The following is a 23417-nucleotide window of genomic DNA, read 5'->3' on the forward strand; positions in this document are numbered from 1 at the left end:
GCCCTCCTCTGTTCTTCCTCTATCTTACAATACATCCAGGCCGTTTCGAATACCCGCTTGCCATTTGATAAAAATATTCCATTTTTCCGGTTTGACCATAAGAAAAAGGATGTACCTTTTACGGCACATCCTTCCTTAAATTGTAAGAGCCTTCCCTATATCATACAGATAAAGGATACGCTCATCCACGTGGATATAATTTATTGTCTGGATCGCTTCTTCGTAAATTGCCAGCTGCAGACTATACCGGTCTTTCATTTCCTTCGTTAAAGCCGGCTCCTGATCAAATGGCGGTCTAATGCGGTCTGTTTTATAGTCAAGCAGCACCCAGCGCCCGTCCTGATCTTGGAACAGACAGTCAATGATCCCCTGCACAATTTGCGCATCGCCTTCTCTATCTGTCCGACTAAGGGTAAATGGTACTTCCCGAAGCATGAAAGTCGCCTGTTTAAATCGCACTCCAAGCGGTGAAGCAAAGAATGCCATGACATCTTCCATATCGATTGCATCTGCTTCCCGCTGATGGAGAAGCTGACGTTCCACTAAACTATTTAAAAACGCATTTGCCTGCTGAATACTTTCAAATCCTTGCTGCGGTACATGCTGCATGACCGTATGCACTACGGTTCCTCGTTCTGTTGCCGTTAGTTTCTTCTCCTGTATAAACATCGGCCTGCGAATAAGCCCTTTGCTTGACTGCTTCAGCAGGTTAAATGGCGGATCCTGTTCCTCTACTCGCTGCATTGCCTCATAGCGCTTAATCTCGGAAACGGAAGTTTTGGATTTTTTATTCACTGCCTGCATATAAGGGTACATAGTCGTAAAGCGTTTTGTCAGCTCATTAACGAGCGCCTCATCCACTTCCGGCTGCTCTACTAGTACGTTGTCCTGTTCTTCCCCTATTTTCTTCTGCACATAACGCCCATTTGGGATCACTTCGATTTTCCATAGAAAATCAGTGACAAGCTCAGCCACATTTTCCTCATCCACGAGAAGTGGTTTAAAGTCCTCATGCCGCGCTACAGCCGGGCCAATCCAATCTAAATAAGTTTTCGCACCAGCACGGATGTGATTTGGCAATAACGCATCTGCCGGTAAATCCTGTACCTCGCTCCATTTTTTCAGCGTATCGTCCCAATCCTTTACAGAGCCGACAAGAATCAATTTTTCCTTCGCTCTTGTCATTGCTACATAAAGAATCCGCATTTCTTCCGCCTTCATTTTCGCTACCCGTTTATTTTTCAGTGCCAGGTATGGTAAGGATGTATACATCACCCGGTCCTGCGGATGAACAGCTTTAACGGCCATACCGAATTCCTGGTCGAATAAATAATAGCCATGGAAGTCCATCATATTAAACTGGCGCCCAAGCCCTGCTACGAAGACCACCGGGAACTCCAGCCCTTTTGATGAGTGAATCGTAACAAGACGGACAACATCATCTGCTTCTCCGATTGATTTGGCAATCCCTAAATCATCTCCGCGTGATTTCATCCGGTCAATGAAACGAAGGAACCGGAATAAACCGCGAAAGGACGTTTTTTCATAGGACAGCGCACGGTCATGCAGTGCACGGAGATTCGCCTGGCGCTGCTTCCCATTTGCCATAGCGCCGACCATTTCGTAGTAATTCGTTTTCAAATAAATATCCCAGATTAAATCTGCCAATGGACCTCGGCGTGCCTCGGCACGCCATGCCCGAAGGTGCTCAAGGAACTTTTCAAGTTTTCGCAATGTCAGCGGGTGAATATTGCCCGTTGCCTGCTGCAAATATGTTTTCAATGCCTGGTAAAAAGGTACATTACGCTCGGCAAGCCGGATTTCCGCAAGCTCATTCTCTGTCAGCCCGATAAACGGCGCCCGTAACACGGACACAAGCGGGATGTCCTGGTAAGGGTTGTCGATTACTTTCAATACATTCAGCATAATCATCACTTCCAGCGCATCAAAATAGCCTTTGGACGATTCGGCATATAACGGGATGCCGGCTGCTTTGAATTCCTCCGACAGCTCGGAAGCCCATGTCATGGAACGCATTAAAATAACGATATCGCTATAGCGAATAGGACGTGTCGTGCCGTCTTTTGGATTAAATACAGGATACTCCGCCTCCACCAGCTGTTGAATACGGCTAATAATATAGCGAGCCTCCTGCTGGGAAGTCTGGAGGCTTTCTACTTCTTCTGCCTCCAAATCTATCTCTTCCCCATCCCAAGCAGCTGCATCCGGTACATCATCTCCTCCGTTCAGCAAAACAAGCTCTACAGGGACATTCTTTTCATTATAGTTAGCCTTGAACTTCAGCGCAGCCTTTTCATCGTAATTAATCTCCCCGACTGCCTCATCCATCAACTGCTCAAATACATGGTTTGTACTATTTAATACTTCTTTCCGACTGCGGAAGTTTGCATTTAAATCAATTTTCAACCCTGTTTGGAGATTTTCTTCTGTAGATAGCTGGAACTGTTTATACTTGTCCATGAAAAGACGCGGCTCTGCAAGACGGAATGCATAGATCGACTGCTTTACATCCCCTACCATAAACATGTTGCCGTTTTCTACAGTACCTGTTTTCACAAGCTGAAGAATCGTCTCTTGCAGCATGTTCACATCCTGGTACTCATCGACAAGCACTTCCTTAAACCGTTCTTGGAAATCCTTTGCTACAGAAGATGGATTTCGTTCATCATCCGTCAAAATTTCCAGTGCATAATGCTCTAAATCCGAAAAGTCCACGAGCCCCTTTTCCAGTTTGGCTGCCTTAAACGCTTCACTATAAACGATTGTCAAATGAACGAGCGTTTCGATAATCGGCTTCATCATCCGCATTTCTTCCAGCAGCCGCTCAGGCGAACGTGAGAAGTACGGTGTTTTTACCTTTTTTGTAATAATATCCTTCGCGGCATTACGAAGCTTCATTGCCTTTTCCTTTGCCACTTCATCGAAAATATCATTTTTACCTAGCCGTGGCATTGTCGCCCATTTTAAATTACCGAGCAGCTCATATACTTCCTGCCACGTTCCTTCTTCTAACAGCCGGAAAAGCGTGTCCAAAATAATTCCGTCTGCCTCTATAACCTTTTGATAGCTTTGTAGGCCATATGCATCGGTAGCATATTCCTGCATATCCTCGATACGTGATTTGGCCATCATGACTTCATTCATCAATGCTTCCTTCACTTCGTTAATGAAGAACAGCTCGTCCACCTTTGTGCCTGCCGCTATATCATAAGCATCCGGCAATCGTTGTAACCATTCATACGGCGCCGGATGAACACGTGACATTTCATATAATCTATCCACCAGCTGCTCAATTTGCTGGTCGCTTCGATCAGAAGTAAAGCTGTCAACAAGTGTATACATTTCTTCCAGGCTGATTGTTTCTTCCAACCCGCCGTATGCACGCTCCAGCACGTTCATTAATACATCATCCCGCAACAGTGCCACTTCATCCTGGCTTGCAATACGAAAACCTGGGTCCAAATCAATCATATAGGCGTATTGCCGGCAAATCGCCAGGCAGAAAGAGTGCAATGTAGAAATCTGTGCTTTTCCAATCAGACTCAGCTGGCGGCGCAGAAACCGGCTGTCAGGTGCCTTGGCAATTTCTTTTTCGAGTGCTTCTGCCATACGGCTGCGCATTTCTGCGGCCGAGGCATTTGTAAATGTGACGACAAGCAGCTGATCTACATCAACCGGATTGTCCTTATCCAAAACTTTTTGGATTAACCGTTCAATCAGCACAGCTGTCTTTCCCGAACCGGCTGCGGCAGCAACTAGAATATCCCGGCCCTTCGAATCAATCGCAAGCTGCTGTTCTGGGGTCCACTTTGTCTTTTGCGCTTCACTCGTCGCCATCTCTACCACACTCCTTCTTTATTTGCTGCATGACTTCTTCTTTTTCCAGTTTTGGCAAATCACGATACCCTTGCGAACCGTCACTCGGATCAAATTGGCAAACCGAGTTGAAGTTACAATATTCGCATGCTGTCTTTTTGTGTAAGCGGTACGGGGCAATGGCCGTCTTGCCCTCATAAATTTCATTGCCCGCTTCTTTATGCTTTTCTAAAACAAACTGCTGCAATGATGGTAACAGCTCTTCCTCCATTACGATAGAACCTTTTTTAAATGAGCCATCCTTTTTTGTCATACCGACTTTGATTACCTTTGAATCTCCTCGGTTTTCAAGTGTCTCATCCATCGCAGTTAGTACTTTTTCATTCGTTGTGACTAGCCCTGTCATCCGGTATTCCTCTAAGCGTTTCAGTTCCTGTACGTTCACATCCACAAGGTCCTGGAAGGAAAGCAGCGGGTCATGTACATGTACATACAGCATACCTGCCGGTGATACAAGCACTTCCTTGTTTTCATTTGGCAGCAGCTCGTCGACATTGCGCAGCGCCACATCCAAATAAGTGAGCAGCTGCAATGACAGCCCGTGGTACACTTCATTTAAGCTGACCATATGGCGTGATGACTTGTAATCTACTACCCGCAGGTGCACTTTATCACCGTCATCATAGGCATCGATTCTATCAATCTGCCCGCGCAGTACCATTTTCCGATTATGGCGAAGATCCAGCTCCAAGGCAGATAGCGGCCTTTCCTGTTCCTTCATCGACTTCTGGTCGAACTTGCCAAACGGTTTTTCATGGGCAATCGGCTTAAATTTCGAATACTGTGCCTGCTGTGTCAAAGCATATAACGTTCTCGCGACAATGCGGATCAGCTTTTCTTTAATGTACAAATAACGGGAAGTACTGTCTAAAATATTATAAGAAAATACGGCTACAAGCGGATTGACCGTCGCCCGCGCTTGTTCCAGACACTCCCCGTATGTCTTAGGCGGCATGTCCCCGCTTGTTAAAATAGACCGTAATGCTTCATGGAATAAATCACCCATCGCAAACGATTCCAGCTTGTACTGCAGACGCTCCTGGAGCTGCAGCCCATACGTAGTGAAATGAGCAAACGGACAGCTGTAAAATTTCTCAATACGCGATACACTCGCAGATAGTTCATCCCCGTATAACTGCGCTGTATTTTCTTCTGTCAGCGGCTGGGCTTCATTCTTTTCGTAAAGCGGCTTAGAAACCTTTTGTAAAATAGATGTCCAATAAGGATCCCGCTCATAAAAAGCCTGCAAAGCAGCCCATATTGGCTCAAGTGGTTTCTTTAAAATCTCCGCATATTTAAGCTGCATCGTTAAATAGGCAATCGATGGAGATGGATGCCGCAAATATTGAAGGGCATTCTGCTCATTTGTCTCCTCCACCGGATCAATAAACACACGGTTGTACGGCATTCCTTCAAACAGCTTTTCCATCCGACTGATATAAAGAGACGGAAGGAGGCCTTTACCTTCTTCATCAGCATTTGCAAAAGTCAAGTACAGACGATCCGTCGGTGAAGAAATCGCCCGGTAGATCAAAAACGCCTCGTGGAACAGCTTGCTTTTGGAATTCGGCGCCAGCTCATAATGCACAGCGTCAAAATGCTCGCGTTCTGCATCACTAAGCAGCCCTTCATTGTCTATACGCTGCGGATAAACACCATCATTAACCCCAATCACAAAAATTGCCTTCTTGTTATCAAAACGCGAAGCATCAAGTGTAGAAACCGTCACTTCATCGATGCTGGGCGGGATACCAGAAAACTTCAGGGAATCAAACCCTTCTTCCAGCAGCTGCAGCGCTTCCTCAAGCGGGATTTTTTGATCCCCAAACATCAGCACAAACTGATCCAGCACATTCACCCAGCCGTCCCAAACCTGATCATGCTCGCTTGCCTGTTCATAGGCGGCACTTTCCAGCTCGTGCTCCTTAAGACGATCCAGCTTCTCATAAACGTTCAGCTCTTCCACAAATTCATAGATTGCTTGTGCGATTGCAAGGCCATTTTCCGCCTTTTTCAGCTTGCTTTCCAGCTTCATCAGCGGTGTGCGAATGATGTCGCGCATTTGCATCAGGAACTGCTGCATTTTCTCTTCGGCTGTTTTTTGCACATAACCGAGCTTCTCCAAAGTACGGAAGCGTCTATATTCCCAATAGTCATCCTTCTTCCAGCGGTCGCGAATAATCCCTTTGGCAATCACGAAGTTTTCGAGCTGGTCCATATTCTCCCGCATTTCATGGATATTACTGTCTATCGGAAAGAATAAATCTGTTTTTACACTGCGGAATACCGGCTCATACAGCCAGTTAGATGTCACGACTTCCAAAGCCGATCTCGTTAGTTCAATCAGTGGATGATGCAGCATAGGACGCTTTTCGTTTGAGAAGAACGGAATGTCATATTGTGCAAATGTCGTAGCGATAACTGGATCATATACATCCGCTTGTCGATACATAATACCAATATCACGGTAATGCATGCCCTCTTCCTGCACAAGTCTCCTTATTTCCCGGGCAATCGCCTGTATTTCGGCCCGCCGATTCGACCCTTCTATCACTTGTACAAAGCCTTGTGAACGTTTTATTGCCGGAATAGGAGCATGGAAATTTTGCTCCACATGCTGTAAATCCTTATTTTCAAAGCGGTGTCCTACTTCCAGATGAACACGCGGCTCAATATCTACACCCAATTGCATCGCTTCAGAAAGCAATTTGTCATAGGACATCGCTGCCCGGTAAAACAAGGCATCCGTATCCTGCGCATCCAACGGTGACTCGAATGGAAGCACGATCGTCACACGCTTTGCCAAAGCGAGCAACTGCTGAATAATAGCAAACTCCCTCTTTGTAAACATGACAAAGCCGTCAATATACACATAAGCATTGTGAATACGAGAGGAATTTTTCAGCTGCTCGACAAGAAGCGGGTAAAATCCTTCCCCATCGACATAGCCATCCCCAAGCCGATCTTCCAGCTCCCGTAAAATAATCTCAAAATCTTTCATCTTAGCAATTAATGTAGGTGAGGCATTCGCTTGTTCCAACTCTTCAATAAGCGGCACAATCGATTCGCTCGTAATATCATACTGACTGAATTCACGGAGGAGCAACTCTACCTCCTGTGTGAACCCTCTCTTTCCAGCAGCTTGTCTGAACAGTGTAAACTCCTCTTTATGCTCTTCTAGTATTCTACGGAGCAGCATACGATAGCCGAAGCTGTCGATTCGTTCCTTTGCAATGCCCCCTGTTTCCTGCAGAATAAACCATGCCAGACGTTTAAATGTTAATACCTGTGCACGCATAATTCCTTGCACATCATAATTGTTTGTCATTTCAAACTCGGTTGTGAAGGATACTTGATCAGGCACAATTAGGAAAATCGGGTGTCCCAGCGGATCGTTTTTGATGTCTTTTACGATCTCCTCATGGATGAATGTTGTTTTCCCCGTGCCTGCTCGTCCTGAAACGATACGTAGTGACACAGCAATTCCCCCTTAAAAACTCATTAGTTCTATTGTACCTTAGAATACATGTTCGTGTATGCCGAAAAAGCTCGCCTATCATTCCTTTTTATGGCGTTTTTGTAGATCACGTTCAACCCTTTTGTTAAGGCGTACTTCTACCGCCTTTCCTAACAACCATAAAAGGAAAATAACAACGACCGAAAGAATCAGCTTCACCGGATTGTGAAGCAGCTCTGTAATGTCTTGTCCAATAAAGCTCATGGAAAAAATCATGACCAGCTTTCCGATAATAATCGCCAATAAATAAAAACGCGGATGTATATGAGAAAGCCCTGCTACAATATTTACAAGGACAGACGGGGTAAACGGAAAGCACAGCAACACAAACAATGGACTCAGCCCGTTCATGTCCACCCATTTAATCAGCTTTTTTATCCGCTTGCGCTGTGTGAAAAATTGAAGTCTCGGATGCCGTCCAAATTTGCGGACTACAAGAAAGACAGCATAAGATCCGAGGGTCGTCCCCACCCACGACAGGATAAATCCCCAAAACAATCCAAACGCATTTACATTAGCCACCACAATTACAAAAAGGGGTAAAAAGGGTAAAAAGGCTTCAATGAAGGGCAGCAGGATACTAACAAGCGGTCCCAATGTCCGGTAATACTTTTCTAACTCCTCTATATTTTCAACCGTCAGCCAATCGAACATGTCAACCACTCCAAATGTAAATCTATATTTCTAAGCATTAATTTCTGAATATTATTATAATACAAAAGCGCTTTTTACAAACACTGCACTTCTGTTTTCATAATAGCATCCCACTATTACGCCTATTTATCAGTAAAATTATAGCCATTTTTCCTATAAAAACAACAGATTCTCTTCTATGAAAGCTTCTATTTTTTATATAGACGCTTTTTCTACAAGATTGGTTTACTTCTTCATTTAGAAACCTCCCTTTCTACTTCTCTACCCGTTTTTTAAAAGTGGTCGACATCTTACTCTAAGGTTATTTTTCATTCTGACTGGACGCTTTCCTCGGGTACGGCTCCAACTAAATGATTTCAGGGATAGACCCCGAAACCATTTTTTTCCGTATGCGCGCATCCCCAAGGAGCTGCCATTCGCCATTCCAAACAGCTACTGATAAAAGCAGCTTGTTACACTTAACGTTTAGTAGGGAGTCTAAAAAGCCGCAGTTTATCTCCATAAAAAAACACCTCCCGTGAAACGGGAGATGCCTCTCTACCTCGCCAACAGCAAACCAATGCCGTGATGGTCATTGCTATGAACAGCATGCTGTGTCAGCCGAAGCTCTTTATGATGGTCAAGTACTTCAATTTTACAATGGGCCGCATTTACCTGCAGCGCTTCATATAACTCTCGTTCCGTCTGCACGTCACGACCGTTTACTTTTTTAATGATTTCACCTGTAACCAAGCCCATTTTTTCCGCCGGCGAATTCGGCAGGACTGCCGCAATCATCGCACCATTTGAGCTTGGGGCAACTGCATACACATCATCACGCTCCTGCATTTTATACTGCAGTGTAATGAGCAGGCGGATAAGCGTACCTGCCAGCAGCATGACAAACCCTGCTTCTTTCATGAAATAAGCAACGATGCCTCCCAGTGTAATTGCTATACCGAGCAGCATGACCGTTTTGGCCAGTTTCGGATAAAAATAAACAGGCAGCGTCTTGCGGACTTTTTGCTGAAATCCAATAATAAACGGGAACAGCACAAGACTGAAGGATTCTCCTCCAAGGGTGAACTGCGGCCAATACGGCACATACGAAGAAATGCCTTCACCTGGAATTACAAATAATAACGGCAACAGCCAAACCGGCTTCGATAAATAAGCAACTGCCTTCATTCCACGCTTTGTATTTTCAAGAACAGGTGATGCAAAATAAGCACCTTTTTTTCTGATCAGCCATCCTTCTGTCATTACGAGCAGTCCCGCAAGAATGCAAAGCGGTACCACACTTGTCTCATTCCACATAGCCCCGTCCACTTCAATTCCTACAAATGCAAAGGCTGTATCTGTCTGCTCTAAAATAACAAGCACAATAAAGCTAACAGTAATCAAGATTACCGGAGACAAAAAGTGAAGCGTATACAAGATCAATCCGACAACCGTTACTACACTTAATACGAGCAGGAACTGCGGTGTGACCGTTAAACCTGCAGCGACAATGACTACAGAAAGAAGCAGAGACACCAGCAGTCCGCCTGTCAAACCATTTTTCAGTTCAGACCAACCATTGACGACACGAATGTGAAAAAAGCGTCTTTCCCTTTTTACACGGTTATACCCTAAAAGGATAGCAAACATAATGGTTAAATAGAAAAGAGGGTTAATAAAAAAACGTCCGATTCCTTGGAGTAATTCTACTAAAATTGTTGCGTACATAATTCCACCTGCCGTCTCTTACTCAATCAATTACGCCTCAGCATTACTGAATTTGGCTTTGTGCCCAGGTTCACAAGCGTATGTCCTGTCAGCTGTTGCCGTTAGGACGGCTGACTTTTCTTGAAGAACCTTTCTAAAATCCGTAATATATGCCAAGGCTTCCACTTCTTTTGGCATACGTTCGGCTAACTGCAGTTATTTATCTTCACAGTTAACTTCCCACTATAAAACTTTGTCTTCTGCTAAAAGAAGTTACACTTATTGTATCAAATGCATCGTTTATTGCGTATACAAATTTAGTGGCCCGCTTTATGCATCAAATAGCTGACCGCCATTTGCAGCTGTAGATCATTTTCTTTTTTGCTTTTATATAATGTAATTTGCTCTTGTAGTTTTTCAAAGAATAATTCATCTAGCGCATCGCCCTCATCTAAATCATATCGCTCGCGGAAATCGATGACGGCTTCTTGTGTCGTTTCATCAAAATAGCCGTCCTGTCTTACAATTTGGAACCCAAATGCATGCAGCACCTTTTGTGCATAGGCTACTTCTTCACTGAAATCCCCTACTTCAAACCGTCCTCTTAATGGTACAAATTCAATTTCAAACAATGGATGCTGTTCTGCGTCTACATCAGGCTTTACACCCTTGCCGTGAACCCAGGCTTCTTTTGGTGTCAGCCATTTATTTGTCGATAGCTTGACCTGCCCTCCATTTGCTAAATTCCACGATTCCTGTACAGTTCCTTTCCCGAAGCTTGTAACACCAACTAATGTACCTGTTCCCCAGCTTTGCATAGCAGCACTGAACACTTCACTCGCAGATGCTGACCCTTCATTTTGCAAGACGACAAGCGGTAGCTTGCGTACTGCCTTATTTAATTTCTCTAAGCCTTCTACTTTCACGGTCTTTACCGGTTCCAGATGCCCCTTTGCATCCTGCATGTAAGCAAATGTCTTGTTTTGTTCTCCAAGCGTACTAATGATGCCCGCTACACTATGTAAGTAACCACCTGGATTGTCCCGAACATCGACAATAAGACCTTTGATATCCTGCTCCATCAGCTTTGTAAGGGATTCGAGCCATTGTTCAACCGTATTTTCCGCAAATAGCGTGATTGTGATATGGCCAATTTTTACTCCTTCTACCTCCACTATTTCGGATAGTACTGTTTCATTTTTCATTTCTGCTCGTTCAACGACAACTGTTATGTGACGCTCTAGGCTTGGACGATAAAGGACAAGAGATACTTTCTCTCCAGCCTTGCCTTGCATGAGCTTCATCACTTCACCCATCGTTTTCCCATCAAGGCGAACATCGTTAATCTGTACAATTTCATCATACGGACGGATGCCTGCCTTTTCAGCCGGCGAAGATTTTACGGGTGAGATGACAAGGAACTTGCCGTTTTTTTCCGACATTTCAATGCCTATCCCGACTTTTTCACCAGCGAGCGATGCCTTATGAATGGCAGCCTCTTCCTTCGAGTAATACGTACTGTAAGGGTCCTGAATTGCCGAGGCCATCCCCCGGAGTGCCCCTTCCACAAGTGTTCCACTTTCCAACTCGTAAACCGACTGTTCTTCAATCAATGAATATAGCTCTTCCACTACCTCAAGTTCGCTTGCGCCTTCAACCGACACAAACTGATGCCGGACGGCTGTATAGGTCGTCACGGCCAAGACAGTAAACGCTAAAAACAAAAAAAGTCGACTTTTTGGTATCCTTCTCACCTCTATTCTAAGAATATGAATAGAATAATAAGAACATACATAAAAAGTCGAACCTCGTCGGCTTAATCTAATTGTGTCACATAATCCCGAATGGCATCTTTATCAAGCGGTCCTACAATATGATGCTGGATTCTTCCTTCCGTATCAATTACAAATGTAGAGGGAATTGTTAATACTTCATACGTTTTGATAATATTGCGATCCGGCATGAGCAGGATCGGGAAGGTAATATCAAGTCTATTAATAAATGTCTCGATCTTGTCCTTTCCTTGATCATTATATGTCGTATTGGCAGCGATGATCACGACATTATCCTTTTTGGCATAATCTTCATAATACGATTGTAGATGGGGCATTTCGATTTGGCATGGCCTGCACCATGTTGCCCAGAAATTTAAAATAACCTTCTTTCCCTTTAAATCGGAAAGCGTGACTTTCTCTCCTGTTATCGTTTCTAGGGTGAAGTCAGGTGCTATTGCGCCCTTCTGCAATCCCTCTTCTTTTGACAGATCCGCTTCATAACCGACTTTATCAATAGCCTCAGCCTTTTGAAGCTGTTGATGAATGTATGTTCCAAGCATGGTAGCTACCAGAGCAAGGACGAACAGCAATCCGATATTCTTCTTCATTGTTAGCCTCCGATTGTGCATGGTAAATGGACGACCATTTCTTTTCCATATTAGTCTAACAAAAAAAAGGGAATGCCGCAAAATGGGCATCCCTTTTCTTATATAAGCTCTTTTCTATAACGAAATATAACGTAATGGGTTTAATGCATTGTTGCGGGAACCGCTCCATGGTCCATTATGGATTTCAAAGTGAACGTGTGGACCTGTAGATCGGCCTGTGCTTCCCATTGGTGCAATAACTTGTCCTTTTGAAACGGATTGTCCTTTACTTACATTAAAGCCATTTAAATGGGCATAGACAGTTGTCCATATTTGGCCATCAATAGAGTGTGTCACCATAATGACATTTCCATAAGAGGATAATGGCGCTGCATATGATACAACTCCATCGGCAGCTGCTACAACAGGTGTGCCGGCTGCATTGGCAATATCGACACCATAATGGAATTCTGGACCGGCGCCGATGTTACGCCAGCCGAATGGTGAAGTCAAACGTCCATTGGCAGGCTTTGTCCATGTACCAGCTGAAACAGCCGGTCCCTCTCCTGACACACTGCTTCCTCCACCTGAATGTGAGCTTTGCTGCTGCTTTTTACGCTCTGCTTCCTGGCGTGCAATTTCAGCAAGGCGGGCTTGTTCTTTTTGGATTTGAGATTCTATATCTTTGTTCAGCTCCAGCGCCTCGGAATACTGCTCTTCCAGTAACGCTTTTTCAGTTTTTAATTTCGCCTGCTCTGCTTCAAGCTCATCTATTAATTTATCTTTCTCAGCTTTTTGGGAATCTAATGAAGCTTTTAGCGACTCAAGCTTTGCTTTATCATTTTCCAACTGCTTTTTCTTATTTTGAAGAATTGTTTTCTGTTCTTCCAACTTTTCCTGGTCATTTTGCTGATCGCGCATAATTTGACGATCCGCATCCATTAATGTGCTGACCGCAGAGAAACGGTCAATGAAATCTACGAAACTATTAGCACCAAGCAGCACATCCAGGTAACTTACAGATCCGTTCGATTGGATGGCGCGTGCACGTTCTTCTAATAATGCATTACGCTCATCAATTTTACGCTGCAATTCTTTAATCGCTTCTTCCAGCTCTTGAATTTCCTTATTTGTTGCTCCGATATTTTTCTTCACTTCTGCAATCGATGTATTTGTTTTCTCAATCTCAGCATTTAATGTCTGAATCTGCTGCATTAACTGCTCTTGCTTCGATTGGTTTGTTTTAATTTGAGAAGACTTTTGGTTAATGGAACTGTTTAATGAATTTTTCTGTTGATTAATCTTTTTCTGTTCCTGCTGTAAATCTGATAAAGATGTCGCATACGCTGCAGGCACTTGAACCATTAATAGCAGTGCCATGAAAACAGCGGCCGACTTCCAAGGCTTCTTATTTCCCTTTTTCAATTGGTGATGCTCCCTTCATTTCACATGGCTAAACTTTCAGGAATTTACGGACCGACATAAAGCTGCCCCAAATTCCGATTAACAGACCGATTAAAACAAGTAACGCATTTACTTGATATAAAAGAGGTGTAACATTCAGCAGCTCCAGCATATTCCCTTTCAAACGTGGAGCTAATGTATGGTAGAGATTATAATAAACGGTAGAAACGACAACAATTGGAATGACAGACCCTAACAAACCGATCCACATTCCTTCTAATACGAACGGAATCCGTACAAATGAATTAGTTGCCCCTACTAGTTTCATAATCTCAATTTCATCCTTACGGGCAATAATCGTAATACGAATCGTATTGGAGATTAAGAACATCGCTGTAAACAATAAACCAAGAATCAATACTAATCCGATATTGCGGCTAATATTTAAGAAGCTAAATAGTTTCTCTACTTTTCCTTCGCCGTACAATACTTCATATGTATAATCAAGCTTATCAATCTCCTTGGCTACTTTGGCTGTAGCCTGTGGATCTGCTGCTTTCACATACAACACATTGTGCAATGGATTGTTCTGTTCAAACAGACTTAGCTCATCCCCAAAGTCTTGAATCAGATCATTCAATTCATCTTCCTTCGCCGAATAAACAACTTCGGATACATCCGGCAAATTCTCTATTTGCGCTATCAGCTTTTCTTCAGCAGCTTTCATCTCTGCTTCATCATTAAAAATCTCAATCAGTACTCGAATTTCTACATCATTCTCCAAATCGTCTGCCACTTTGTTTAAGTTCATCATAATGATGGCAAATACGCCGACCAGTAATAATGTAACTGTGACGGCACTGATGGAAGCGAATGTCATCCATCCGTTACGACCGAGCGATTTGAAGCTCTCACGAAAATGCCTACGCACTGTTCTACCCTTCATAGCCGTAGTCACCTCCATATTCATCACGTACAATCATGCCGCCTTCTATAGCAATGACTCGTTTACGGACTGTGTTTACAATTTCACGGTTATGTGTTGCCATGACAATTGTTGTGCCTTGGCGGTTGATTTCTTCGAAAATCTCCATAATCTCCCATGAAGTCTCAGGGTCCAAGTTCCCTGTAGGCTCATCGGCAATCAATACTTTCGGTTTATTGACGATGGAGCGGGCAATGGATACACGCTGCTGCTCACCGCCTGATAATTCATTCGGCAGCATCCGTACTTTATGCTTTAAGCCGACCAGCTCGAGCACTTCCATCACACGTTTACGGATTTCCTTCGGCTGCTCTTCAATTACCTCCATCGCAAAAGCAACGTTTTCATAAACAGTTAAACGAGGTAATAGTTTAAAGTCTTGGAATACAACGCCTAACTGACGGCGCAGATGCGGGACACGTGCATTTTTCAATGTGGATAAGTTAATCCCACTCACAGTTACTTCCCCTGATGTCGGCTTTTCCTCTCTGTACATCAATTTGATGAACGTCGACTTTCCGGCACCACTGGGACCAACTACATAGACAAATTCACCTTGCTTTATGTTCACCGTGATGCCATTTGCTGCTAGGACACCGTTCGGGTACTTCTTTATGACATTCTTCATTTGAATCATGTAACGAAACCACCTAATAATTTTTAAATCTAATTTTTAATTCTAGTTTTCTTCTTCCGCCATATATTATAGCACTTTAAAACCTTTATTTTATTACAGTTTCATTTCATTCCTACAGAGAATGAGACAAAATGCTACATATTCCCTGCTAATCCTCCTTTCCTATTTACATTCTACAAGGAAGTTTTCACACCTCTTTATTTTTCCAATAAAAAACTTCATATCAAAAAATTGAAAAAAGGGAAATGATAAAAAGCAGCAAAACTCTGGTCCGCCCGCTCCATTTCTTTTCCCTAAAAAGAAAGCTATTTGTTTTACACAGCGATTTTATCATCTATCCATCACGGCGTAGTGATGCCATCTTTTAAGCCATTCACCACAACTTGTCCAAGCTATTTTCTGCATAGAAAAAGCACCGGAAAACGTAAATGTTTCCGATGCTTTTCTTATTATTCACCTTGTGTTGTATAGCGGACAAGGATAGAACCCGTTCGTGATTCACCGACTATCTTCAACAATGACGCATCCTCTACCATCTTGTTGAAATAGCATGTTTTTTGAAGGAACTGTCCTTCTCCCATGCGTACGGCGACATCTGCTAAGCCGACATCTGTACGGCCTAAATTAGAAGTTACCTGGCCGTCCAATGCTAGATTTTTCGGAATGTATAGCTCCACAGACCCTGCCATTGTGCGGGCCTTTACTTTATATGCTTTCTGAGATGTTGTCGTCACCACTACATGGCCGTTGACGGATTCCGCTTCGACTTCCTTCACATCACCATCGATGTAAATTCGGCCATTTGCCGTCTCCGCTTCGATATCATCCCCCTGGATGCCGCGTGCTTCAATAGCACCGTTTGCGGATTGAAGGTTCGCATGGTCGAATACGACATTCTCCACTTTCACTGCTCCATTATAAGTTTTCACCTTTATGAGCTTCGCCTCAGCATCATTTATTGTAATGCCGCCATTTAACAAGCGTATAATAAATACATCATATTGCTTTTCCGGCAGGATAATATTGAGGGCGACATGGGATAGTTTCGATTGTGTAGCCACCTCAATCTTGCCATCCTTCAGCTCGATAAATCCATCTGTAAATTCCTCGATTGTATCATGCTGTGTATCCTTTTTCTGCGTTTTGACAAGCGCCTCGATTATTACATGGGGCTCTGCAGTTCCCTTTTCGATTGTCACGCGACCATTCGGAATATCGATTTCAAAACCTTTTACCTCTTCTGCGTTAAAGGCATATGACTTATTAAATTCTACTTTTTCACCAAATGGGAATTCCACATCAAAATCCTTTACTTTTGATAGTGTTGTATTCATCATCGTCATCATGCGACCGCCGAATTCTGATAGGTCATGGCGAAGCTCCTGCATAAGCTCGTCCACTTTTCTATTTAAATCTTTATTGCCTAATTTACTGAATAAATCTTCAAATCCTGTCGTTTTACGCTTCTTCTCTTCTTCAAACGTAAACGGGGATTCCTGGTTCGTTGTTTGCTCCGGTGTCGTATACATAGTAGGAGCTGTAGACTGAGTAGGTTCTTTTTGCTGTGATAATGCTTCCAGTAACTCGATTGCTTCTTCGGCTGAAATCGTACCATTTTCCACTAGTTTTAAAATGCGTTTCCGTTCATCCATCAAAAAAGCCTCCCTTTCGTCATATAGGTTATTATACGACGTGGGAGGCGAAAAAGTTTCGTTTGCGCTCTACTATTTTGCCTTAGCCTTTTCAATAATTTCTTTCATACGTTTCTTGTCACGCTCTAATACCGGCTTCAAATAACGGCCAGTATAGCTTTCTTTCACTTCGCAGATTTCCTCAGGTGTCCCGGCAGCCACAATGGTACCGCCTTTATCTCCACCTTCCGGACCAAGATCAATAATATAGTCTGCTGTTTTAATAACATCCAGATTATGTTCAATGACAAGTACTGTTTCACCATTTTCAACAAGCCGCTGCAATACTTTCAGCAAGCGGGCGATATCATCAGCATGAAGACCTGTCGTTGGTTCATCTAAAATATAGAAGGATTTCCCTGTCGAACGCCGGTGCAGTTCCGAAGCAAGCTTGACACGCTGCGCTTCCCCACCGGATAGTGTAGTGGCAGGCTGTCCAAGCTTCATATAGCCAAGCCCTACATCTACAATTGTCTGGAGCTTCCGCTTGATTTTTGGAATGTTTTCGAAAAATACGACTGCATCCTCTATTGTCATATCAAGCACATCGGCGATATTCTTTTCTTTGTAGCGGACTTCCAGTGTTTCGCGGTTATAGCGTTTACCGTGGCACACCTCACATGGTACGTATACATCCGGCAGGAAATGCATTTCAATTTGGATAATGCCGTCCCCGCGGCATGCTTCACAGCGGCCGCCTTTCACATTAAAGCTGAAACGTCCTTTCTTATAGCCCCTTACCTTTGCTTCATTCGTTGAAGCAAATACATCCCGAATATCATCAAATACTCCCGTATATGTCGCTGGGTTTGAACGTGGTGTACGGCCGATCGGTGACTGATCCACATCGATCACTTTTTCAAGCTGCTCCAGTCCCTCCACCGACTTATGGGCACCCGGCTTATTTTTTGCGCGGTTTAATTTCTGGGCAAGCGTCTTATATAAAATCTCATTGATCAGTGTAGACTTTCCTGACCCTGATACACCTGTTACGGCAACGAACATACCGAGCGGCACATCAACCGATACGTTTTTCAGGTTGTTTTCTGAAGCACCTTTAATTGTCAGCTTGCGTCCATCAGACGTACGGCGCTCTGTCGGCAGCGGGATAAATTTCTTCCCGCTCAAATATTGTCCCGTTAGTGAAGCATCATTTTCCATTACTTCCCCCGGTGTTCCTTGGGCAACAATCGTACCGCCATGCACCCCGGCTCCTGGTCCCACATCGATTAAGTAATCAGCCGCCATCATTGTATCCTCGTCGTGTTCGACAACAATCAATGTATTACCGAGATCACGCATACTTTGAAGCGTTGAAATCAAGCGGTCATTATCACGCTGATGAAGACCGATTGACGGTTCATCTAAAATATAGAGGACACCTGTCAGCCGTGAGCCAATCTGTGTGGCCAGACGAATCCGCTGCGCTTCCCCGCCGGAGAGCGTTCCGGCAGCCCTTGACAATGTCAAATAGTCAAGACCGACATTTACAAGGAATCCGAGACGCTCATCAATTTCACGCAAAATTAAATGCGCAATCTGCCGGTCCTTTTCCGATAAATTCAGCGTCTCAAAAAAGCTGCTTGCTTCCTTGATAGCATATTGTGTAACTTCCGCAATATGTTTTCCTTCTATTTTAACGGCCAGCGATTCCGGTTTTAGGCGGTATCCTTTACAAGTCGGACATGGCTGCTCCGTCATATATTTTTGCATCTGTTCGCGTACGTAGTCTGAGCTCGTTTCTTTAAAACGGCGCTCAATATTTTTCAGTACGCCTTCAAATTCAATCATTTTGGAATGCGTGCGTCCGTACTCATTTGTATAAGTAAAATGGATTTTGTCTTTGCCGGATCCTTTTAGGATTTTATTCATCTGTTCCTTTGACAGGTCACGTACAGGCACATCCATTGGAATACCATAATGCTTGCAAACCGCTTTTAACAGTTCAGGGTAGTACTGCGAGCTTGTCGGCTCCCACGGCGCGATGGCATGTCCTTCTAAAGTTCGGTCCCAATCCGGAATGACCAAGTCAGGGTCCACTACCATTTTCATGCCAAGCCCGTCACATGATGGACAGGCCCCGAACGGACTATTGAATGAAAACATACGCGGCTCCAATTCGCCGATGGAAAATCCGCAAATCGGGCAAGCATGATGCTCGCTGAACAACAATTCTTCATGTTCCATGACATCGACGAGCACACGTCCATCCGCAAGGCGAAGGGCCGCTTCCAACGAATCGCTTAAACGGGCAGCAACCCCTTCTTTCATGACAATCCGATCTACCACGACTTCAATCGTATGCTTTTTGTTTTTATCAAGCTCAATGTTGTCGTCTAAATCACGCAGCTCACCGTCTACCCGGATCCGCACATACCCCTGCTTCTTTAAGTCCTCAAGCAGCTTCACATGCGTCCCCTTTTTTCCCTCTATAATCGGTGCGAGCAGCTGCATTTTTGTCCGTTCCGGATATTCGATCAAACGGTCCACCATCTGCTCAATCGTCTGGGAACTGATTTCAATACCGTGATTTGGACAAACGGGCTTTCCGACACGCGCAAATAACAGACGCAAATAGTCGTAGATTTCTGTTACTGTCCCTACTGTGGAACGTGGGTTTCGGCTCGTCGTTTTCTGATCGATCGAAATCGCAGGAGACAGCCCCTCAATCAAGTCCACATCGGGCTTGTCCATCTGCCCGAGGAATTGACGTGCATAGGCAGACAGGCTTTCCACATAGCGGCGCTGCCCTTCTGCATAAATCGTATCAAAAGCAAGCGACGACTTTCCTGAACCCGATAAGCCGGTTAGGACAACCAGCTGATCGCGTGGAATCGTTACATTAATATTTTTCAAGTTATGTGCTCTTGCACCTTTTACAACGATTTCTGTATTTTTCACATTACGTCACCTTTCTGCCTTCAGTTCAAAAATAGTATCGCGAAGTTCCGCGGCCCGCTCGAAATCAAGCGCTCTTGAAGCTTCTTTCATTTCCGCCTCTAGCGTTTCGATCAGCTTATCGATTTCCGCCTTCGTCAATTTTTTGCCTTTTGTGACCTTCGTTACGTATGTTGCTTCTTCTTCAGCTGCCTGTGTTGCACGAATCACTTCTGGAATCTTTTTGATGATTGTTTTTGGTTCAATGCCGTGCTCTTCATTGTAAGCTTCCTGGATTGCCCGGCGACGCTTCGTTTCATCAATGGCCTTTTTCATGGAGTCTGTCATATTGTCAGCGTACATAATGACATGGCCATTGGCATTACGCGCAGCACGGCCGATTGTTTGGATTAATGAACGCTCTGAGCGGAGGAAGCCTTCTTTATCAGCATCCAAAATGGCAACGAGTGATACTTCCGGAATATCCAGTCCTTCCCGCAGCAAGTTAATGCCGATGAGGACGTCATGTATGCCTTTCCGCAGCTCTCGGATAATTTCGATGCGCTCCAACGTTTTAATTTCCGAGTGCAAATATTCCACCTTTAAGCCCATCTGTTTCAAATAATCCGATAAATCTTCGGACATTTTCTTCGTAAGCGTCGTTACAAGCACGCGTTCATTCCGTCGAATGCGCTCCTGAATTTCATCGATTAAGTCATCAATCTGTCCTTCGATCGGGCGGACGTCAATCGTTGGATCAAGCAGCCCCGTAGGACGAATAATCTGCTCGACCATCTCGGGTGTATGCTCCAGCTCATACGGCCCTGGCGTTGCTGAAACATAGATCGCCTGTGACACTTTCGATTGGAATTCTTCAAATTTCAGCGGGCGGTTGTCAAGCGCTGATGGCAGCCGGAACCCGTGGTCAACAAGTACTTGCTTACGCGCCTGGTCTCCGTTGTACATACCCCGTACCTGCGGCAATGTGACATGGCTTTCATCAACGACGAGAAGGAAATCCTCCGGGAAATAATCGAGCAGTGTATACGGTGTTGAACCAGCTTCACGCAGCGTTAAATGGCGGGAATAGTTTTCAATACCCGAACAGAAGCCCATTTCACGCATCATTTCCAAATCATAATTTGTCCGCTGCTCAAGACGCTGTGCTTCTAACAGCTTTCCTTCTGCGCGGAATTTCTCAAGCTGCTCTTCCAGCTCCTTTTCAATTCTATCGATTGCTTTGACCATTTTATCTTCACGCGTTACGAAGTGGGAAGCAGGGAATATCGCTACATGATCTCGCTCCCCAAGCACTTCACCTGTCAAGGCGTCCACCTCGCGGATCCGGTCAATCTCATCGCCGAAAAACTCTACACGGATGCAACGCTCATCGCGGGAGGCAGGGAAAATTTCGACTACATCCCCGCGGACACGAAACGTTCCTCGCGTAAAATTGATATCATTGCGTTCATACTGAACATCGATTAAACGTCTCAGCAATTGATTGCGCTCTATCTCCATTCCTGTTCGAATAGATACGACCATCTCACGGTATTCTTCCGGGGAACCTAAGCCGTAAATGCAGGAAACAGAAGCAATAATAATGACGTCCTTCCGTTCAAACAGGGCAGATGTCGCTGAGTGCCGCAGCTTGTCAATTTCGTCATTGATGCTTGAATCCTTTTCAATATACGTATCTGTCTGCGGAACATAGGCTTCCGGCTGGAAGTAGTCATAATAGCTGACAAAATATTCAACCGCATTATCGGGAAAAAATTCTTTAAACTCACTATAAAGCTGGCCGGCCAATGTTTTATTATGTGCCATAACCAATGTCGGTTTATTTACTTCTTTAATGACGTTTGAAATCGTAAACGTCTTCCCTGTACCTGTTGCCCCAAGCAGTGTTTGATGCCGTTTTCCTTCCTTTACGCCCTTTACCAGTTCCGTAATGGCTGCCGGCTGATCTCCGCTTGGTTGATAGTGGGACTGTATTTCAAATTTTTCGCTCATCTGCAGTCGCCCTCTTTCTCCAATAATCATATGTTCATTTTACCATACCCGTTTTCAATAATCGAACAATAAACGAACATATATTCTGCAAAAAGGACACAATTATAATTCGGCTCCACTGATTAAGAACTATTGGAGGATGTTCGATTTTTACGCTTCTACGGACTCTTTCCCCAAGTGTGTTCCATATCCAGCCATTATAGTATTTTCCTCCATAAAAAAATCGCCACGGCTTTTCGTGACGATTTTTACTCTATTCATTCATCTCTTTCTGCAGTTCACAAATCTCTTGGGCATACTTATAAAAAGCCTGTTCATTTCGTTGGTCTAATGACATATCGATGAGTTTCTTTAGCTGGTCAATACGCTGTAATCGCTGCAATCTACCTAAAAATAAATCCAAATAAATATCGTTCAACAGTTTTTCGCTTTCCGTTGTTTGCGGGTACTGCCCTACTGCTCGCAGAAAATCCGTATATGAATAATATTTATCCATCGATATCACCCCAATACCCTTTTTGTTATTATACAAAAACGGGTGAGAGTTTGCAATATTTTCTGAATATTGAACATAATTATCCATTATTTTCTCTTTTTCTATTGATTTTGTCCTATCATTCAGTATGATTATACATAACAAGCCCTGTTATCGAAGATTGTTGAAATTTCTCCTCTATGAACGTAAAACGATATTCATAGAGAACTGCCCAGTAATGTATGTAAAAAGCCCCCTCTCAACAATAGTCCGGTACAGCGCTTGAATACGATAGGTAGGAGGAATTACAGTTGAACCTTCCAGAGGAATTCATTAATGACTATACGATTACGAGTGACACATATATGCTGCAATCTTTTCGCCACGGACAGAAAAGTCATACGATCGTCTATGAAAAAAAGGGTACTTTCCATGTACCGACGAGGTCGTTAAAGCTCGTGGATACAGCCTGTAAAGATATGGGCAGCAGTTATCGCACAGCAACAGAACGAACAAAACAGTTCCTTACCGGGAATAAGCACAAACTCCCCGTTGTGGTGGGGGTCGATGTCAACCGACAGCCTTACATCATGTTCCCTCTCTTTTCACCGAAATCTGAACACAATGCTTGGATTGCCTATAATTCCATCAGCAATATTGTGAACCACAAAACACATGTAACCATCACCTTTAGAGACAGCGTAGAAGTCGAACTGCCCGTATTAATCTCATCTTTCAATAACCAGTATGTCACATCTTCCATGCTGTTCAAGGCCGTTCACAAACACTGGAACCGCTTCACTCCACTGTTTTAATCGTTTGATAAAGATAGTGCTTCAATAGTTTTTCACTTTGGTTGCGAAGGCGTATATTAGAATATCGTCGTACAACAGTAGCCCTTACATAATGAAATTGATATTCCGTGAATAAATCATCACGACCGATGCGTACAACTGACAAATCATGCTTCTTCAAATACGCCTTTGCTTTTTTCAGGTCCATTGCAATTAATTCGCTTGTTTTTTGAACTAAATGAAGATAAGGACCCTTCAGTTTAAATTCTCCTTTTTCCAGCAGCATATAATCCTTTTCCAATACAATGAGCAGCATTGGCAAATAAATGGCTGCTTCAAAATAGCGGGCGGCAGCAGGTGGTAATTGTTCCATTTCCACTCCTCCAAAACGAACATTTGTTCTTATCCCTATTTTACATGCTCAG

The 23417-nt window shown here is 43.9% G+C and carries 16 protein-coding genes; 1 reads left to right on the forward strand and 15 read right to left on the reverse strand.

Annotated features, from left to right (window positions below; all coding sequences use genetic code 11):
- Window positions 1–135: 135 nt before the first annotated feature.
- The 14 genes from addA to BOD01S_RS04425 form a co-directional block, all read right to left on the reverse strand.
- Window positions 136–3867 carry a helicase-exonuclease AddAB subunit AddA gene (addA, locus tag BOD01S_RS04365; protein ID WP_407655988.1) on the reverse strand — a complete coding sequence of 1244 codons (3732 nt, stop codon included), beginning with the start codon at window positions 3865–3867 and terminating at the stop codon, window positions 136–138.
- A complete protein-coding gene (addB, locus tag BOD01S_RS04370) occupies window positions 3845–7375 on the reverse strand; it encodes a helicase-exonuclease AddAB subunit AddB (RefSeq protein ID WP_036155700.1) in 3531 nt (1176 codons plus the stop codon). Before addB ends, addA begins: the two co-directional genes overlap by 23 nt.
- A gap of 78 nt (window positions 7376–7453) precedes the next feature.
- Window positions 7454–8068, reverse strand: coding sequence for a TVP38/TMEM64 family protein (locus BOD01S_RS04375; RefSeq protein WP_036155699.1), 615 nt, complete (start codon window positions 8066–8068; stop codon window positions 7454–7456).
- Window positions 8069–8414: 346 nt separating this feature from the next.
- Window positions 8415–8570, reverse strand: a complete 156-nt coding sequence (locus tag BOD01S_RS22835) for a hypothetical protein (protein WP_156117042.1) — start codon at window positions 8568–8570, stop codon at window positions 8415–8417.
- Between the two features lie 35 nt (window positions 8571–8605).
- Window positions 8606–9775 (reverse strand): PDZ domain-containing protein, encoded by a 1170-nt coding sequence (locus BOD01S_RS04380; RefSeq protein ID WP_036155698.1) that lies wholly within the window; start codon window positions 9773–9775, stop codon window positions 8606–8608.
- 296 nt (window positions 9776–10071) lie between these two features.
- Complete coding sequence (locus BOD01S_RS04385; RefSeq protein ID WP_088321730.1) at window positions 10072–11478, reverse strand: S41 family peptidase; 1407 nt, start codon at window positions 11476–11478, stop codon at window positions 10072–10074.
- A 92-nt stretch (window positions 11479–11570) separates the two neighbouring features.
- Window positions 11571–12137: a peroxiredoxin family protein gene (locus BOD01S_RS04390; RefSeq protein ID WP_036155697.1), complete on the reverse strand. Its 567-nt coding sequence runs from the start codon at window positions 12135–12137 to the stop codon at window positions 11571–11573.
- A 114-nt stretch (window positions 12138–12251) separates the two neighbouring features.
- Window positions 12252–13541 carry a murein hydrolase activator EnvC family protein gene (locus BOD01S_RS04395; protein ID WP_036155694.1) on the reverse strand — a complete coding sequence of 430 codons (1290 nt, stop codon included), beginning with the start codon at window positions 13539–13541 and terminating at the stop codon, window positions 12252–12254.
- A 28-nt stretch (window positions 13542–13569) separates the two neighbouring features.
- Window positions 13570–14466: a permease-like cell division protein FtsX gene (gene ftsX / locus BOD01S_RS04400; RefSeq protein ID WP_036155692.1), complete on the reverse strand. Its 897-nt coding sequence runs from the start codon at window positions 14464–14466 to the stop codon at window positions 13570–13572.
- Window positions 14456–15142, reverse strand: coding sequence for a cell division ATP-binding protein FtsE (gene ftsE / locus BOD01S_RS04405; protein WP_036155691.1), 687 nt, complete (start codon window positions 15140–15142; stop codon window positions 14456–14458). The genes ftsX and ftsE overlap by 11 nt, the downstream gene beginning before the upstream one ends.
- Before the next feature lie 449 nt (window positions 15143–15591).
- Window positions 15592–16794 (reverse strand): DUF4097 family beta strand repeat-containing protein, encoded by a 1203-nt coding sequence (locus BOD01S_RS04410; protein WP_233153098.1) that lies wholly within the window; start codon window positions 16792–16794, stop codon window positions 15592–15594.
- A gap of 72 nt (window positions 16795–16866) precedes the next feature.
- On the reverse strand, window positions 16867–19734 hold the full coding sequence (gene uvrA / locus BOD01S_RS04415; RefSeq protein ID WP_036155688.1) for an excinuclease ABC subunit UvrA: 2868 nt from the start codon (window positions 19732–19734) through the stop codon (window positions 16867–16869).
- A gap of 6 nt (window positions 19735–19740) precedes the next feature.
- The gene (uvrB, locus tag BOD01S_RS04420; RefSeq protein WP_036155686.1) at window positions 19741–21723 is read right to left on the reverse strand and encodes an excinuclease ABC subunit UvrB; all 1983 of its coding nucleotides are present in this window, start codon (window positions 21721–21723) and stop codon (window positions 19741–19743) included.
- A gap of 253 nt (window positions 21724–21976) precedes the next feature.
- Entirely contained in the window at window positions 21977–22219 is a 243-nt protein-coding gene (locus BOD01S_RS04425) for an IDEAL domain-containing protein (protein ID WP_036156102.1), read from the reverse strand.
- 290 nt (window positions 22220–22509) lie between these two features.
- Here BOD01S_RS04425 and BOD01S_RS04430 point away from each other — a divergent pair, with 290 nt between their 5' ends.
- Window positions 22510–23013 (forward strand): competence protein ComK, encoded by a 504-nt coding sequence (locus tag BOD01S_RS04430; RefSeq protein ID WP_036155684.1) that lies wholly within the window; start codon window positions 22510–22512, stop codon window positions 23011–23013.
- Here the strand turns inward: BOD01S_RS04430 and BOD01S_RS04435 are convergent.
- Window positions 22997–23365: a hypothetical protein gene (locus tag BOD01S_RS04435; RefSeq protein ID WP_036155682.1), complete on the reverse strand. Its 369-nt coding sequence runs from the start codon at window positions 23363–23365 to the stop codon at window positions 22997–22999. The genes BOD01S_RS04430 and BOD01S_RS04435 overlap by 17 nt on opposite strands.
- Between the last annotated feature and the right edge of the window lie 52 nt (window positions 23366–23417).

The organism is Lysinibacillus odysseyi 34hs-1 = NBRC 100172 (genome assembly GCF_001591965.1).
Lineage (GTDB): Bacteria > Bacillota > Bacilli > Bacillales_A > Planococcaceae > Lysinibacillus_B > Lysinibacillus_B odysseyi.

Bases quoted from the DNA above. Each gene is read 5' to 3' on its own strand.
- ftsX (WP_036155692.1), bottom strand. From the start codon at position 14,466: ATGAAGGGTAGAACAGTGCGTAGGCATTTTCGTGAGAGCTTCAAATCG.
- BOD01S_RS04410 (WP_233153098.1), bottom strand. From the start codon at position 16,794: ATGGATGAACGGAAACGCATTTTAAAACTAGTGGAAAATGGTACGATT.
- uvrB (WP_036155686.1), bottom strand. From the start codon at position 21,723: ATGAGCGAAAAATTTGAAATACAGTCCCACTATCAACCAAGCGGAGAT.
- BOD01S_RS04390 (WP_036155697.1), bottom strand. From the start codon at position 12,137: ATGAAGAAGAATATCGGATTGCTGTTCGTCCTTGCTCTGGTAGCTACC.
- BOD01S_RS22835 (WP_156117042.1), bottom strand. From the start codon at position 8,570: ATGGAGATAAACTGCGGCTTTTTAGACTCCCTACTAAACGTTAAGTGT.
- BOD01S_RS04375 (WP_036155699.1), bottom strand. From the start codon at position 8,068: ATGTTCGATTGGCTGACGGTTGAAAATATAGAGGAGTTAGAAAAGTAT.
- BOD01S_RS04380 (WP_036155698.1), bottom strand. From the start codon at position 9,775: ATGTACGCAACAATTTTAGTAGAATTACTCCAAGGAATCGGACGTTTT.
- ftsE (WP_036155691.1), bottom strand. From the start codon at position 15,142: ATGATTCAAATGAAGAATGTCATAAAGAAGTACCCGAACGGTGTCCTA.
- BOD01S_RS04425 (WP_036156102.1), bottom strand. From the start codon at position 22,219: ATGGATAAATATTATTCATATACGGATTTTCTGCGAGCAGTAGGGCAG.
- BOD01S_RS04435 (WP_036155682.1), bottom strand. From the start codon at position 23,365: ATGGAACAATTACCACCTGCTGCCGCCCGCTATTTTGAAGCAGCCATT.